Origin of the sequence: Nonomuraea deserti (assembly GCF_004348685.1) — a bacterium.
GTDB lineage: Bacteria > Actinomycetota > Actinomycetes > Streptosporangiales > Streptosporangiaceae > Nonomuraea > Nonomuraea deserti.
The window spans coordinates 17,077-30,772 of the sequence record NZ_SMKO01000059.1; the positions used below are offsets into that span (position 1 = coordinate 17,077).

Consider the following 13,696-nt stretch of genomic DNA (forward strand, 5'->3'; position numbering starts at 1 on the left):
CCGATAACTTCTTCGTATGCGCGCCGACCGGTTGGTCTCGCTGGTGCTGCTGCTGCGCCGGCACGGTCGGCTGTCCGCTGCCGCGCTGGCCCGCGAGCTGGAGGTGTCCACCCGCACCGTGCTGCGCGACATCGATGCGTTGTCCGCGGCCGGCGTCCCGGTCTACGCCGAACGCGGCCGGCACGGCGGGTTCGCGTTGTTGCCCGGTTTCCGTACCGAGCTCACCGGTTTGAACCACGACGAGGCCCTCGCCCTGCTGATCGCCGGATCGCGGCGCGGCGCGCAGGCATTCGGCCTGGGCTCGGCGCTCGCCTCGGCGATGCTCAAGGTGGTCGACGCGCTGCCGGAAAGCTATCGGGACACCGCGGCCGGCGCGGCCGAGCGATTGCTCATCGACCCGGAGACCGACCTTCTCTCGCGCCGGCTGGTCGCTGAGGAGGTGCCTGACGCCATAGTGGCCGAGGTCCGGCGCGCGGTGCTCGCCGGACACAAGCTGCGCATCCGCTACGCGGCCGTGGACCAGACCCCGAAGTGGCGCACGGTGGACCCGATCGGCCTGGTCACCGTCCGCGACCGGGGTTACTTGCTGGCCACGAGGTCTGGCGCGGACCGCACCTACCGGCTGTCGCGGGTGCTGGCCGCCGAGGAACTTCCCGAACCGGCACAGCGACCGAACCGGGTCGATCTGGACCGGGTCTGGCGGCAACGCAGCACGCAGTTTCGGACCGGCGGCGACCAGGTCACCGTACTGGTACGGGTGGACCCCGAACGGCGGGAGGACCTGGTGGGCACCGCGCTGGCCGTCCGCACCGAGGAAGCCGGCGCAGACGGCCGGTTGCGGCTGGAGGTGACCTTCCAGGATCCACGACACGCCGAATGGGCGCTGTGGCAGCTCAGCACCAACGCGGAAGCCCTGGCCCCGCAGTGGTTGCGCACCGCCCTGCGCGACCGCGCCGCCGCGATCGCCACCCGCTACGCGGTCCCATCCTGAGAGCCGGTCTCCTTCAGCGAGCCGCCGCCGACGCTGCTCGGTCCGCTCCGTACTGCGAGGTGCCAGGAACGACGCGTACGCAACGCGCGGCGCCGCCTTGCGAGCTTGCCGCTGATCTTCTCCTCCAACACCTTCCGGCGGTCAGGCCTGCACGGTGGGCCTGACGACGACCTCGCTGATGTCGACGCCGGCGGGCTGCTCGATCGCGAACCCGATCGCGGACGCGATGGCGGAGGGCGGGATGGCGATCTCGTCACGCTGCTGGATCAGCGCCGCCGCTGCCTCGGGACTTGCCCCCTTGCCCACGCCCTCGGTGTCGGTGAACCCGGGTGAGACGAGGGTGACGCGCAGGTCCGGCCCCGATTCCTGCCGCAGCGCCTCGGTCAGTATTTTGACCGCCGTCTTGGTGGCTGCGTAGACGCCCTGCGGGGATTTCACGACGTAGGCCGCGGTGGAGGCGACGTTGACGAACTGGCCGGAGCACTGCCGACGGAAGACGGGCAGGGCCGCCCCGATGCCGTTCAGCAGGCCGTTGACGTGCGTTGCGACCATCGTGTCCCAGTCGTCCTGGCGCAACTCGTCGAACGGTGACACCGCCATCGTGCCGGCGTTGGACACCAGGACGTCGAGCCGGCCGAACTGATGGACCGCCGTGTCCGTGAGGAGCTTCAGATCCTCCCGGCGCGTCACGTCAATGACGGCTCCGACGGCTGAGCCGCCGTGTGCGACGATCCGGTCCACCACCGCGTGCAGCCGGTCCCTTCTTCGTGCGCCGAGCACGAGCCGGGCCCCCTTCCCGGCGAGGTACGTCGCCGTTGCTGCTCCGATGCCGCTGCTGGCACCCGTGATCGCCACCACCTTGCCGGCGATTCCTGTCATGATCAGTAGTCCTTCCACGAGGAACAGGCGCAGGTCGGTCCATGACCTACAGTGGAAGTGGAGGCGCCACCACTTAATCGAGCTTAAGTGGGCACGCCTCCGTTTAGCAAACGGAGGAAGAGCACAAGGGGGAGGGCCGCCGCCGATGAGCAAAGACGCGGCACGCCCGTTGCGAGCTGACGCGCGACGCAATCGGGAGAAGATCATCACGGCTGCGGTGAGCGTGTTCGCCGAGGAGGGGCTGGACGCGCACCTGGAGCGCATCGCCAAGGAGGCGGGCGTGGGCACCGCGACCCTGTACCGCAACTTCCCCACGCGGGAAGCTCTGATCGAGGCGGTCTACCGCAACGAGGTGGCTCAGCTGTGCGACGCCGTGCCCGGCCTGCTCGCGGCACATCCGCCCTACGAAGCCCTGCGTGCTTGGACACGTCTCTTCCTGGACTACGTGACCGCCAAGCTCGGCATGGCCGACGCCCTGCGCGCCATCGTCGCTACGGGAGGAAACCCCTACGGCCACAGTCGGGACATGATTCAGGCCGCCATCACCGCCCTGATGGACGCCTGCGCGGCCGCCGGGACGATCCGCACCGACATCAGCCCGGCAGACATGGGTGCCGCCCTCGCAGGCATCGCCCTGACCTCGGCGAGGCCCGAACAACGAGAGCAGGCAGAACGCCTGCTCGATCTCACGCTGGACGGACTCAAGGCTCGTCCGTGAGGTCCCTGCAACGTCGGGCGTCAGGGCCGGTGAGCGGGTGCGCCGGGGACGCGAAGCGTCGCGCCTCCTGCCGGCGGCTCCGCACGCGTCAGCCCCGCCTGCTGTAGAGGTGAAGGGCGAGCGGCGCGCACACTGCGGTGATGGCGGCGGTCGCGACGAGTGCCCAGACGACAGACGCGCCGGTGCCGCCGGCGTCGTTCATCAGGCCCCTGGCCGCGGTCGCGACGTGGCTGAGCGGGTTGACCTCGACGAAGGCTTGGAGCCAGCCGGGCATGGTGCTGGGCTGGACGAAGATGTTGCTGGCGAACGAGAGCGGCATCAGCACGACGTTGGCGATGCTGATGACGACGGCGGGGTCGGGCACGAGCAGGGCGACCGCGGCCCACAGCAGGGAAAGGGAGAGCCCGAAGGCGACTACCAGGGCGACCGCGGCGAGCACACCCCCTGCGCCACCGTCGGGGCGATAGCCCATGACCAGTCCGAGGACCACCACGATGGCGGAGGCGAACAGGTAACGGGCGGCATCGCTGAGCAGGCCGCCGAACACGAGGGCGCCGCGCCAGGTGGGCAGCGAACGGAAACGGTCGAAGGCCCCGGTCGTCACGTCCTTGGCGAGGCGGGCACCGCCGTACATGGTGACGATCGCGATGCTCATGCTCAGCGTGCCGGGCAGGAGGACCTCGAGGTACTCGCCGGGCGAGCCGCTGATGGCGCCGCCGAAGAGGTACGTGAACAGCACGGTGATCAGGATCGGGATGGCGACCGAGTCCACCAGCTGCTTGGGGTCGTGTTTGATCTTGAGCATGGCCCGGCGGCCGAAGGTCGCGGAGGCGGCGAGTGCCCCGGCACGGCGACGGGCCGGGCTGCCGGCGAGGAGAAGGCCGATCCGGTCGGTCCCCGCCGCGGCGGGGCCTGTGACGGCGGCGGGGGTGCTCATCGGTTCACGTCCTCCTGGTCGGTGGTGGCTGGGCCGGCCGGGTGGCCGGTCAGGGCGAGGAAGGCCTCGTCCAGGCTGGGCTGGCCGAGAGCGACCTCGGCGATGCCCACCTGGGCTTCGGCGAGCCGGGTCAGGGCGTGCCCGACCAGCCGGCCCACGTCTGTCGCGTCGGCCGGGGTGGCTAGCAGCATGGACAGGGCGAGCGGGTCGGCGGCGGGATGGACGGTCCCTTCCAGGGCGCCGGCCAGGACCTGTTGCGCTTGCGCGCGCTGCTCGCCGTCGAGGAGCCGGACGTGGAGGGTGCCCGAGCCGACTCGGGATTTGAGCTGGGCGCTGGTGCCTTCGGCCACGATCCGGCCCTGGTCGATGACGGCGATCTGCTCGGCGAGCTGGTCGGCCTCCTCAAGGTACTGGGTGGTGAGCAGCACCGTGGTGCCGGCCGCGGCGATCCGGCGGACCAGCTCCCAGACCTGGTTACGGCTGCGCGGGTCGAGCCCCGTGGTCGGCTCGTCGAGGAACAGCAGGTCGGGGGTCACGATCAGGCCGGCCGCGATGTCCAGCCGGCGGCGCATCCCGCCCGAGTACCCGCCCACGGGGCGGCCGCCCGCGTGGGTCAGGTCGAAGGCGGCCAGCAGGTCATCGGCTCGCTGTTTGCCGGCGGCGCGGGACAGACCGTGGAGGCGGCCGAGGATGATCAGGTTCTCGTACCCGGTCAGGTCCTCATCCAGGGCCGCGAACTGGCCGGTCACGGCGACCCGGGCCCGGATCGCGTCGCGCTCGCTGATCACGTCGTGACCGAGGACACGGGCGACTCCGCTGTCGAACCGGGTCAAGGTGGCCAGGACGCGGATCGTGGTGGTCTTGCCCGCCCCGTTGGGTCCGAGAAACCCGAACACCTGACCGCGCCGGACCGTGAGGTCGATCCCGTCCAGCGCTCGGTTCTGGCCGAAGACCTTGACCAGGCCGTGCGCCTCGATCGCCGGCTGGTCCCCGGCCGTGCTGCTCTTTGACATGCGGTGAGACTCGTCCATCTCTCACGGCTTGTCTTGCAGAAATGTTCCGCCCTCGTGGCCGGCGCGACGGGCATCGGGAGCAGCCGTAGCGCTCGCCCACGTCACCTGCCGGATTGAGCCTTGGGAGGCCACGCGACATCGTCGATCGCGAGAAACGGCGAGAGCGCGACCGTGGCCGGCGTCATCCCGGCGAAGGCCACGACGTCCCTATGGAGGTGGGACTGGTCGGTGTAGCCGCTTTCCGCTGCTACCAGGGCGGCCCTGTGGCCGGCGGCGAGGCGGTGGGCCGCGTGGTCGAAGCGGATGAGCTGGGCGACACGCTTGGGGGTGAGGCCGATCTGGGCGCGGAAGCGGGACCAGAGGCGCTTGCGGCTCCATCCGATCTCGGCAACCAGCCGTTCGATGCGTACCCGCCCCCCGCTGGCCACCATCTGTCCCCAGCAGAAGGTGACTTCCGGATCGGCGGCCCGGCCCGCGTCGTATCGCCGAGCCAGCGCGGCCTCCACGATGGCGAATCGCTCCTCCCACGACCCGGCGGCACGCAATCGTTCGTGGGCTCGTACGGCCTCGCGTCCCCAGAGATCATCGAGGGCGGCCACCGTCCCGCCCAGCTCCGAGGAGGCGCCCAGAACCGCGTGCGCGACCATCGGCGGAAGCCGCAACTGGAGGCACTCGGAACTCCTGGCCAGCCCCCGCCCGCGGGCCCTGTGGGGCGCGAGTCCGGCGACGACGCGTTCGCGCTGCTGCGAGCCACGGCCGTCTTCGAAGACGAATGGCTGGTCGCCGAGGTCGAAGAGCACCGTAACCGCCGGATGCGGGACCAGCGCGACGTCGCGGAACTCGTTCGCTTGGTCGCTGAACCCTGCCATCACGACCCCGGGCAGCCGGCCAGGACGCGACGGGACCGTGATCTTCCATCGAGGCGTACCGGGGCGAACCGGCTCGGAGGATCCCACGCCGACATGGTAGGAGCCAGGTCGCGGTGGCGCGCAACGCGGCCCTTTTCCGGATATGTCAGGCGCGCAGCAACGCGCACCCCGATGCCCGTAAGGATCTCCGGCAACTCCCGATCAGTGTCGGCCGGCCCCCGGCCACCCTTCGGCACCGTCGGGGTCGTGCACGACGGTGATTCCCTCGTCGATCAGCGCGGTCGACCGGTCGGCCAGGTCGTAGCGGGGCCAGCCCGGGTCGCCGTCGGCGACGAAACGAACCCAGGCGCCGTGGGCCGTATCGGCCACGACCTGCGATCGTTCGTCGCCGATGAGGGCGCGGCTGGACTTCTCGTCGAGGAGGTCGAACACGTACGGGATCTCCACCGCATGGGCGGCGCCGAGGCGGCCGCCGAAGCTCGGCGACTCGTGGTCGAAGCGGTACATCCACGTGTCGGCTACGCCGGCCGCGCACCGTGCCTCGGCGACCTGGACCGTTGGAGTCCGAACGAAGCAGTCGGTGGTCACGGCAGCGAGCAGGTCCCCGTGGCCTGCCTCCGGCCGGGCTGCCCGGTAGCGCTCGACCGTCCCGTCGGGCGTGCCGAGGGCGCTCACGGCCGCGGAGAGGATGGACTCGTCGACGAAGTCGATCATGCCGGTGGGGACGAGGCCGATCCGGGTGTCGTCGCGGTTCCATCCGGCCAGGAGCCGCACGTCACCGCCGGCGCCCCTTCTCAACGCGTCGAGCGGGTGGTCGGGAAGGGTGTCGCCGTCGACGACAGGGGCGAAGGGGAGGCTTTCCCACGTGGCCGGATCGGCGGCGGTCTGGACCTCCCTGAGGAGGGCGGACGCCGCCCGGGTGAGCCGTTCGACCGGCACCCGGCCGAGGGCCTCCCGGGTCGGGGCGACCCCGAGAGACCCGGCCAGCCTCGAGGCCATGTCCGCGGCGGTCTCAGCCGTGAGTATCTGGGCCGCCGCCCCGCTCTGGGTGATCGCCTGGCGGAACAGGCCTCGGGCGCGGGGCATGGCCATGAGGGCGATGACGCTCACGGCCCCGGCGGACTGGCCGGCGACGGTCACCTTCCCCGGATCCCCGCCGAAGGCGGCGATGTTGCCCTGGACCCACTCCAGCGCGGCGATCTGATCCAGCAACCCCAGGTTGACGGTGCCGTCATCGAGGCGGAGAAAGCCCTCGGCACCGAGCCGGTAGTTGATCGTGACGCACACGACCCCGTCGCGGGCGAAGGAGGTGCCGCGGTAGCCGGCGACGGACCCGGACCCCTTCGTGAACATGCCGCCGTGGATCCAGACCAGCACCGGCAAGCCGGATCGCCGGGGATCGGGGGTCCACACGTTGAGGTTGAGGCATTCCTCGCCAGGGATCACGACCTCCGGAAACAGCGCTGAGCTCTCCGGCCCGTCGTTGGCTTTCGGGCAGGTCGGCCCGTAGTCGGTGGCGCTGCGCTCGCCTTCCCACCGTACGGGCGGCTCGGGAGGCCGCATGCGGCGCGGCCCGAAGGGCGGGGCGGCGTACGGGATCCCGAGGAACGCCGCCGCTCCCTCGTCCATCCGGCCCCGCAGGCGGCCACTCGCCACCTGAACCTCTGGTGCGCTGTCCTCGGTCTTCGTCATTCCCTCTCCTGTCGCTCGGAGCTCCGCGGCCTCCGCACGTGGAGCCGTGCCGGCCACGGGATCGAGCATCACAAGCTCAGGTCGGGGCGTCTTGCACGAATGTTCCGGCCCGGGGTGGTCCCGCCCCGATCGTCTCCATGCGGCGTCCTCACGCACCATGAGGGGGTCCCGGTAGCAATGAAGAAATTTCCAGCGAAATAGCCCCTGAACTGGGGAAACGGTTGCATTTGACGAGTTAGTGATCACTGCCGCTACGTTCGTTCCGGTTTCGTCCGATACGGCAGGTAGAGGTGGTGCGTTTGTCCGAGAAGATGTTCTCCGAGGAGCAGCTGGAGCAGCTGCGCTCGTACCCGGAGATCGCCAGCGATGAGTTGATCCGGCATTTCACGCCGACGGCGGCGGATGTGGCCTTCGTCGACCCGGGGAAGGCCACATCCGGTCGACCGGCTGGGCATGCTGGTCCAGCTGTGCACACTGCCCTGGCTCGGGTTCGTACCCGACGACGTGACCGCCGCACCGGCCGTGGCGGTGGCACGGGTGGCCGAGCGGCTGGGGGGTGACCCCGGCGGCGCTGCGGCTGTACGGTAAGCGCGATCAGACCCGCTCGGATCATCTGGGCCTGATCGCCAAGTATCTGGAGTGGCAGACAGCTCCGGCGGGCAGCCAGGCGATGAAGGAGCTGGAGCAGTTCCTGCTGGACCGGGCGATGGAGCACGACTCGCCGACGCTGCTGTTCAACCTGGCGCGCGAGTATCTGATGGCGGCCAAGGTGATCCGGCCCGGCGTGCTCATCTTGGCCAAGATGGTCGGCACGGCGCGCAAGGCGGCCTCTGATCTGACCTCGCAGCTGGTGGGGCACCTGCTGACCGCTGAGGTCCGCGCCGACCTGGAACGGATGCTGGTCGTGGATGCGGGGCTGGGGATGACTCGGCTGGAGTGGCTGGTCAGCCCGGCCCGGGACGCCTCGTCGACGTCGGTGAAGACCGCGATCGACAAGCTGACCTGGCTGCGCGCGATCGACGCCCACCAGATGGATGTGTCGGTGCTGCCGAACGAGCGGCGCCGGTTCCTGGCGCAGGTGGCGCGCCGCTCGACCAACCAGGGGCTGGAGCGGCGCAAGGAACGTAAGTTCCCGATCCTGCTGGCGTTCGTCGCCCAGGCCGCGGTCGACCAACTCGATGAGGTGGTGGCTCTGTTGGATCAGGCCGTCAGCGCGCGGGAGTCGCGGGCGAAGTCCAAGACGGATGAGGCGCTGGTCGAGCGGGCCAAGAAGGGTGAGGCCCGGCAGCTGGTGATGGACGTGATCCTTCCGGTGCTGGCCGATCCGTCGATCCCTGATGATGAGGTGGGCGGGATGCTGCGCGAGCGGATCGGCATGCAGCGGCTGCGGGAGATCACCTCTGATGCGTGGACGCCGCTGCCCCGGGACCACGGCCGGCTGTCGGAGCTGGAGTCCTCCTACACCTACCTGCGCCAGTTCACGCCGAACGTGCTGGCCGCGATCGACTTCCAGCCGCACCTGGAGCAGCAGACCGAGCAGGCGTGGTGCCTGACCCTGCTGACCAACTCCGTGGTCGCCTGGACGACAGAATATTATTCCAGAGCGGTGCTGGAGCTGCGCTCCCAGGGCCGGGAGGTGAGCGACGAGATCCTGTCGCACACCTCGCCCGGCCACAGCGACAACATCAACTTCTTCGGCGTCATCAATGTCGACGTGGAGGCGGAGCTGGCCAAGCTCGACACCAGCGGCTGGCGGCCGCTGCGGCCCGCGCAACTTCGCGAGCTGGGGCTGACGCCCTGACAGGTTCTGGGCCGCGCCTTCTGCAGGGAGAGGGCGCAGGCGGTTGATCGTAGGGGTGGCTTGCGCCGGGCGCGGGCCACCCCCTGGGTACCTACGGCCCGTTCTGGGTGAGCGCGGCGATGACGTGGAGCATGCCGTAGGCGGCCGTCATGGTCTCGGCGTCGAAGGCGCCGGTGCGCCCGCTCCGGGTGAGGCCGGACAGGAGAGCGGCCAGGTCCGCCGTGCGCGGCTGGTGCAGGTCGACCTCGAGGCGGGGCGGCTGTGGCACCGAGGCCGGTGCTGTGGTGGCGTGCGATCGCATCGCCTGGCTGGCGCCGCGCTGCAGGCGTTCGTGCGCTTCGTCGGGGTGCATGCCGTCGGCCGCGTGCTGGCCGAGACCGCGTTTGACCGGCACGGTGCGGCCTGGGGCGCCAGGGCTTTGAACTCCGCGTATGCCGCCTCATCGCCGCTGGCCAGCACGACGGGCACGCCGTAGGAGCCGGCCAGTAGCGTGTTGATACCGATCTCGCCGTGCGAGGTGCCGTTGTGCGGACGTCGAGGACGGCGTCGGCCATGGTGTGGGCGAGCACCGCGCCACCGGTGCCTGCACCCGCGGCCCGCTGTTCCTCACCGACCGCAAGGCCCCGGCCGGAACCCCGACACTCGACGTGTGCCCGGAGACCGGCAGGGCCCGGCTCTCCTACCGCCGCGCTGAGGAGATCTTCGAGGAGAACACCCGGCTACTGGCCAACCCCCTCGCCTCACCCGACGACATCGAGGACCTGGACGGCTGGACCCTGCACCGGCTCCGGCACAGTGCTCTGACGCACGACGCCGAAGACGGTACCTCGACCCCGATGCTGCTGGCCCGCTCCCGCCAGGCCTCCGTCCGCTCCCTGGAGCGATACGCCCGCCCCGGCGTCGACTCGGTCGCCCGGCACGTCGCCGAACGCGACCCCGCTGCACGCCGCCGCACGTAAATCCGAGCGGATCAGGGCTTCAAGATCATCTCGTTGCCCCTTTGGCACGTATCTCGGTCAGACCCCCCATACGGGCCAGGAAGGGATCGGGTTCAGCGCTGACGCCTGAGCTGGCTGACTGCCGCGATCACAGGGGCTGCCGCAGCAGTGACCGCCGCACCCAACGGAGTGTCGGTGGCCAGAATCCAGCGGACAGTCCGCATAGCCAAAATGAGAATCTCGCTGCCACGCACCCGCATGCCCGCCTCGAACTGGCTGACGGCCACGGGGAGGGTGCAGGAGCCGTCGATGACCTCACGCAGGTGCGTCAGCAGGCTGGCGGCATCGCGGATGGCAGCGCCCGCTCCCATGCCAGCGGTCGGCGGGGTGGCATGCACGGCATCACCCAAAGCGGTGATGCGACCGGCGGGCCAGGGAGCGAGGTCCCTCACGCGTGAGGAGGCGGCGTTGAAGCGGAACGCGGCGATACTGCCGGGATCGGCCTTGACGATGACCTCGAGGGGGCGTTCTCCCCATCCTTGGCGGCGGAATCTGGCCAGTAACGCATCCCGCAACTCCTCCCCGCGAAGTCCGCGTATAGAGTCGGTCTCGGCGGACTCGGGAAACATGGCGCCCCAGATGTAGGTGGGGCCGCTCGTGATCGCGGCACGCTGGTCGGGGGCATCGAGTACGGCATTGCCCACGGGGTCGAGGAAGCCGACGTAGAGTGCCGCGCCCCGAGGAGCGATGACCATTCCCGATCGCGTTCCGAGCCGCTGCTGCTCCGGCGGGCTCAGGTTCTCGGCCGCCGTCCTGCCGGAAAAGCCGACGATCCCGGCGGGTGCGCTCGTCGGGCCGCCAGCGAGGTGCCGGGCGACCAGCGAGTGGGTACCGTCCGCCCCCACCAGCAGGTCACACTGACGGATCGCCCCGTCGGCGAGAACGACCTGCGGTGTGCCGTCGTCGGCGTACCCGAGGCCGGTGACCGTCTGCCCTAGGTGGAGATCCTCGCCGACCGCTTCGGCAAGGAGGGTCCGCAACGTGATGCGGTCGATGTCCACGCTCGGGCTGTCGGCCAGCTGAGGCCCGTAGCCCAGGAGACGGCCGTGCCGGTCCCAGAGCGCGTCCGGGTCGCGTAGCCGGAGCGCCGATGAGGAGGCCAGCAGCTGTTCGACGATCTTCGGTGGGACGAGCTGGCGCAGGGCTTCTTGGGCCCGCCCGTCGAGGGTGATGTGGTAGCCCCCGGTTGCCGTGACATCGGTGTCACGCTCGAGGACCGCCACGTTGAACCCATGCCGGCGCAGCCCTGCGGCCAGCGCCAAACCGCCGATTCCGCCCCCGACGACGATAATACGCATTCTGAGCACGACTTCCCTTTAGCTCGCTGACACGGTCTTACTGGACACAGTGCCACCAGTAGTGGACACGGGATGGCCATCATCGGATGCATGATGGGCACGTGGCCGACACTTCACGACGCGCACTGCGCCTGCTGTCGTTGCTCGCGACCCCCCGATGCTGGTCGCTGAGCGAGCTCGCCTTGCGGCTGGAAGTCAGCGAGCGCACCGTCCGCCGCGATATCGAGACTCTGCGGGCCCTCGACTACCCCGTCGTCACCATCCACGGCCCAGCCGGCGGGTACCGGCTGGGCCCCGGGCGCACCCTGCCACCCCTGCTGTTCGACGACGAGCAGGCGCTCGCGATCACGGTGGCTCTGCAGACCGCGCCCAGCAGCATCTTCGGACTCGGCGAGGACGCGAGACGCGCTCTGAACACCATCGAACGCGTCATGCCGGCCAGGCTACGGACGGCCATGGAGTCGCTGCACGTGACCAGCCTGCAGAACTATTGGGAGTTCCCGGCGCCCCCCATCGGTTCCGAGAGACTCAAAGCCGCCGGAAGCGCGGTGCGCCACCGCCACCTCCTGATCGTCGACACGGTGAGAGCCGACGGCACCCGCCCGGCTCCGGGCGATGACGACTTCGCCCCCGCTCGCCGGATCGAACCTCATCACCTGGTGATCTGGGCTGGACGGTGGTACCTCGTCTCCTGGGACGTCGCCGACGGCAACTGGCGGGTACGCCGCCTCGACCGCCTCCACCTGCACCCGCCCACCGGCCTCCCCTTCACGCCCAGAGACCTGCCCGGCGGTGACGTCGCACGCTTCGTCATGACCAGCCACGACCGCGGCGATACCCCCGCCACCTGGCAGTGCACCGGTACGGCACGCCTGAATCTGCCCGCTGAAACCGTCGCACGCTGGGCACCCGGCGGATCGGTTGTTGAGCACCTCGGCCCCGATCACTGCCGCCTCACGATCGGGGCGTGGTCCTGGGCGGGTGTCGCCGGGCTTCTCGCCACCTTCGACGCCGATCTGGATCATGTGACACCCGTCGAGCTGAGACGAGCCTGCCGCCGGCTCGTGCGCAGGTGGCGAGCAGTAGCGACTGGCTCCGTCGAGAACGCGTGACGGCCTGACGGTCTGAAACTCCAACGGGTATGGGCTTCCCCTCAACGGCAAGGTGGTGTGGGAGCGGGACGTCGCCGCCGATGAGTGCGCCTGGCAGCAGACCACGATCGACCTGACGGCCAAGCTGACCGGGGCGACGAGCGCGACGCTGCAATGGCGGCTGTACGATGGTTATCTGGAGTATTCAAGCGTTCTAGCTGGTCAGCCGCTTGAACGTCTGTAAGCCATGTAAGGCAAGTAGGTAGGCCGCGGCCGCCGCCGTCAGCTGCCCATGGGGCAGGGCATGCCCGCGCCGCCGAACCAGTCAGCCAGATACTGCGCATCTGGAACATCTCGGCGTGCTGGTCGTCGCGCACCTTTGCGGCGAAGGTGGCGACCGGCTCGTGCTGGACGCCTCCGTGCATGAGCAGTTGCTGGGACATCATGACCGCCATCATGTGATGCGGGATCATGTCGCGCAGGAACGTCTCATCCAGCGCATCGCCGGACAGCTTCGACAGATCGCGCATCATCGGGTGGTAGTCGGTCGTCGGCGAATGCCCGCGATACCAGGTGGCCAGCCACTTGTTCATCGTGGCGATCTCGGCGCTTTGCGAGCTGACGATCGAGGCGCCCAAGGTGCGCATCTCGGCCCGGCCGGAGCGCTGCAGCTGCTTGGCCGCGGCCACCGCCTCCTGGTGGTGGGCGACCATGTGGGTCAGATAGTCGGCCTCATCTCTGACGTTCACCCCATGCATGGAGCTGGTCGACCCCATCATGCCCCAGCCGGTCGGCCCAGCGGTCTGCTGCCAGGCCGCCGCGATGCCGGTTCCCGCCGTGGCCGTCAGCACCGAGCCGGCCGTGATCCCCGCTAGCACCGAGCGTTTCATCTCGGCCTCCAACACCCTGCTCAGAGGGTCCCACTACCCTCCAGCCTGGGGTAACGCACCACATCCGCCCGTGGGGTGCCTGGTCTACTGATGTGCTCCTTGAGCTGGCTTCAGACGGTCCGGAGAACGGCGGCCAGGTCGTCGGGAACGGGCATGGGCTGGGTGAGGCCGACGCGGGCGCGGCCGGTGTTGCCTTCGGGATAACGGCCCAGCGCCGAGCCAGGCGCCGCGACGACGATGCGGATCACCTGGCCGAAGGCTTCGCGGCGGTCACGCTGGCGGACGGCGAGGGTGAACATCGCGATGTGGTTGGCGGTGTGCGGCCAGGGCCAGGGCTGGGACAGGATGTGGGCGCGCTCCAAGTGCCGCCAGCGCGCCTCGGCGTGCGTGGTGGTGCGAGCGGCGCGCATCTCGGCCTGGTAGGCCGCGCGGACCCGTGCGGGCATCCGGCCGACCATCATGCCTCCTTGATCGTCGTGTCGGTGGTCGTCGTGTCGGTGATCGTCGTGTCGGTCGTGC

14 protein-coding genes and 1 pseudogene are annotated in these 13,696 nt (G+C 69.8%); 6 read left to right on the forward strand and 9 right to left on the reverse strand.

Features of this window, described 5'->3' with window-relative positions; all coding sequences use genetic code 11:
- The first annotated feature begins 16 nt into the window (after window positions 1-16).
- A complete protein-coding gene (locus E1292_RS22195; RefSeq protein ID WP_132597140.1) occupies window positions 17-991 on the forward strand; it encodes a helix-turn-helix transcriptional regulator in 975 nt (324 codons plus the stop codon).
- A gap of 141 nt (window positions 992-1,132) precedes the next feature.
- Here the strand turns inward: E1292_RS22195 and E1292_RS22200 are convergent, their stop codons facing one another.
- Entirely contained in the window at window positions 1,133-1,870 is a 738-nt protein-coding gene (locus E1292_RS22200; protein ID WP_132597141.1) for an SDR family oxidoreductase, read from the reverse strand.
- A 145-nt stretch (window positions 1,871-2,015) separates the two neighbouring features.
- Between E1292_RS22200 and E1292_RS22205 the strand changes: the two genes are divergently transcribed.
- Window positions 2,016-2,588, forward strand: coding sequence for a TetR/AcrR family transcriptional regulator (locus E1292_RS22205; protein ID WP_132597142.1), 573 nt, complete (start codon window positions 2,016-2,018; stop codon window positions 2,586-2,588).
- A gap of 88 nt (window positions 2,589-2,676) precedes the next feature.
- On the opposite strand, the gene E1292_RS22210 is transcribed toward E1292_RS22205, so the two are convergent.
- The 4 genes from E1292_RS22210 to E1292_RS22225 form a co-directional block, all read right to left on the reverse strand.
- Window positions 2,677-3,525 carry an ABC transporter permease gene (locus tag E1292_RS22210; RefSeq protein ID WP_132597143.1) on the reverse strand — a complete coding sequence of 283 codons (849 nt, stop codon included), beginning with the start codon at window positions 3,523-3,525 and terminating at the stop codon, window positions 2,677-2,679.
- The gene (locus tag E1292_RS22215; protein WP_220446995.1) at window positions 3,522-4,538 is read right to left on the reverse strand and encodes an ATP-binding cassette domain-containing protein; all 1,017 of its coding nucleotides are present in this window, start codon (window positions 4,536-4,538) and stop codon (window positions 3,522-3,524) included. The genes E1292_RS22210 and E1292_RS22215 overlap by 4 nt, the downstream gene beginning before the upstream one ends.
- A 101-nt stretch (window positions 4,539-4,639) precedes the next feature.
- Entirely contained in the window at window positions 4,640-5,494 is an 855-nt protein-coding gene (locus E1292_RS22220; RefSeq protein ID WP_132597145.1) for an AraC family transcriptional regulator, read from the reverse strand.
- Between the two features lie 114 nt (window positions 5,495-5,608).
- A complete protein-coding gene (locus E1292_RS22225) occupies window positions 5,609-7,099 on the reverse strand; it encodes a carboxylesterase/lipase family protein (RefSeq protein ID WP_220446996.1) in 1,491 nt (496 codons plus the stop codon).
- A gap of 402 nt (window positions 7,100-7,501) precedes the next feature.
- Between E1292_RS22225 and E1292_RS55840 the strand changes: the two genes are divergently transcribed.
- Window positions 7,502-7,687 carry a DUF4158 domain-containing protein gene (locus tag E1292_RS55840; protein WP_132597147.1) on the forward strand — a complete coding sequence of 62 codons (186 nt, stop codon included), beginning with the start codon at window positions 7,502-7,504 and terminating at the stop codon, window positions 7,685-7,687.
- On the forward strand, window positions 7,656-8,900 hold the full coding sequence (locus E1292_RS54990; protein ID WP_132597148.1) for a DUF4158 domain-containing protein: 1,245 nt from the start codon (window positions 7,656-7,658) through the stop codon (window positions 8,898-8,900). Before E1292_RS55840 ends, E1292_RS54990 begins: the two co-directional genes overlap by 32 nt.
- 91 nt (window positions 8,901-8,991) lie before the next feature.
- Here the strand turns inward: E1292_RS54990 and E1292_RS22240 are convergent.
- A pseudogene (locus E1292_RS22240) lies at window positions 8,992-9,368 on the reverse strand (M55 family metallopeptidase).
- An 89-nt stretch (window positions 9,369-9,457) separates the two neighbouring features.
- Between E1292_RS22240 and E1292_RS51270 the strand changes: the two are divergent.
- Complete coding sequence (locus E1292_RS51270) at window positions 9,458-9,859, forward strand: site-specific integrase (protein ID WP_165974668.1); 402 nt, start codon at window positions 9,458-9,460, stop codon at window positions 9,857-9,859.
- 92 nt (window positions 9,860-9,951) lie between these two features.
- Here the strand turns inward: E1292_RS51270 and E1292_RS22255 are convergent, their stop codons facing one another.
- The gene (locus E1292_RS22255) at window positions 9,952-11,196 is read right to left on the reverse strand and encodes an FAD-dependent oxidoreductase (protein ID WP_132597151.1); all 1,245 of its coding nucleotides are present in this window, start codon (window positions 11,194-11,196) and stop codon (window positions 9,952-9,954) included.
- Between the two features lie 101 nt (window positions 11,197-11,297).
- Here E1292_RS22255 and E1292_RS22260 point away from each other — a divergent pair, with 101 nt between their 5' ends.
- Window positions 11,298-12,308 carry a helix-turn-helix transcriptional regulator gene (locus E1292_RS22260; protein WP_132597152.1) on the forward strand — a complete coding sequence of 337 codons (1,011 nt, stop codon included), beginning with the start codon at window positions 11,298-11,300 and terminating at the stop codon, window positions 12,306-12,308.
- A gap of 41 nt (window positions 12,309-12,349) precedes the next feature.
- On the opposite strand, the gene E1292_RS22265 is transcribed toward E1292_RS22260, so the two are convergent.
- Together E1292_RS22265 and E1292_RS22270 are read right to left on the reverse strand one after the other, a co-directional pair.
- A complete protein-coding gene (locus tag E1292_RS22265) occupies window positions 12,350-13,177 on the reverse strand; it encodes a DUF305 domain-containing protein (protein WP_132597153.1) in 828 nt (275 codons plus the stop codon).
- 110 nt (window positions 13,178-13,287) lie between these two features.
- The gene (locus E1292_RS22270) at window positions 13,288-13,638 is read right to left on the reverse strand and encodes a DUF3703 domain-containing protein (RefSeq protein WP_246090264.1); all 351 of its coding nucleotides are present in this window, start codon (window positions 13,636-13,638) and stop codon (window positions 13,288-13,290) included.
- Window positions 13,639-13,696 lie beyond the last annotated feature (58 nt).

Excerpts from the sequence above, each read along its gene's own strand:
- E1292_RS22195 (WP_132597140.1), top strand. The coding sequence starts at position 17 with ATGCGCGCCGACCGGTTGGTCTCGCTGGTGCTGCTGCTGCGCCGGCAC.
- E1292_RS22200 (WP_132597141.1), bottom strand. The coding sequence starts at position 1,870 with ATGACAGGAATCGCCGGCAAGGTGGTGGCGATCACGGGTGCCAGCAGC.
- E1292_RS22205 (WP_132597142.1), top strand. The coding sequence starts at position 2,016 with ATGAGCAAAGACGCGGCACGCCCGTTGCGAGCTGACGCGCGACGCAAT.
- E1292_RS22210 (WP_132597143.1), bottom strand. The coding sequence starts at position 3,525 with ATGAGCACCCCCGCCGCCGTCACAGGCCCCGCCGCGGCGGGGACCGAC.
- E1292_RS22215 (WP_220446995.1), bottom strand. The coding sequence starts at position 4,538 with ATGTCAAAGAGCAGCACGGCCGGGGACCAGCCGGCGATCGAGGCGCAC.
- E1292_RS22225 (WP_220446996.1), bottom strand. The coding sequence starts at position 7,099 with ATGACGAAGACCGAGGACAGCGCACCAGAGGTTCAGGTGGCGAGTGGC.
- E1292_RS55840 (WP_132597147.1), top strand. The coding sequence starts at position 7,502 with ATGTGGCCTTCGTCGACCCGGGGAAGGCCACATCCGGTCGACCGGCTG.
- E1292_RS22255 (WP_132597151.1), bottom strand. The coding sequence starts at position 11,196 with ATGCGTATTATCGTCGTCGGGGGCGGAATCGGCGGTTTGGCGCTGGCC.
- E1292_RS22265 (WP_132597153.1), bottom strand. The coding sequence starts at position 13,177 with ATGAAACGCTCGGTGCTAGCGGGGATCACGGCCGGCTCGGTGCTGACG.
- E1292_RS22270 (WP_246090264.1), bottom strand. The coding sequence starts at position 13,638 with ATGATGGTCGGCCGGATGCCCGCACGGGTCCGCGCGGCCTACCAGGCC.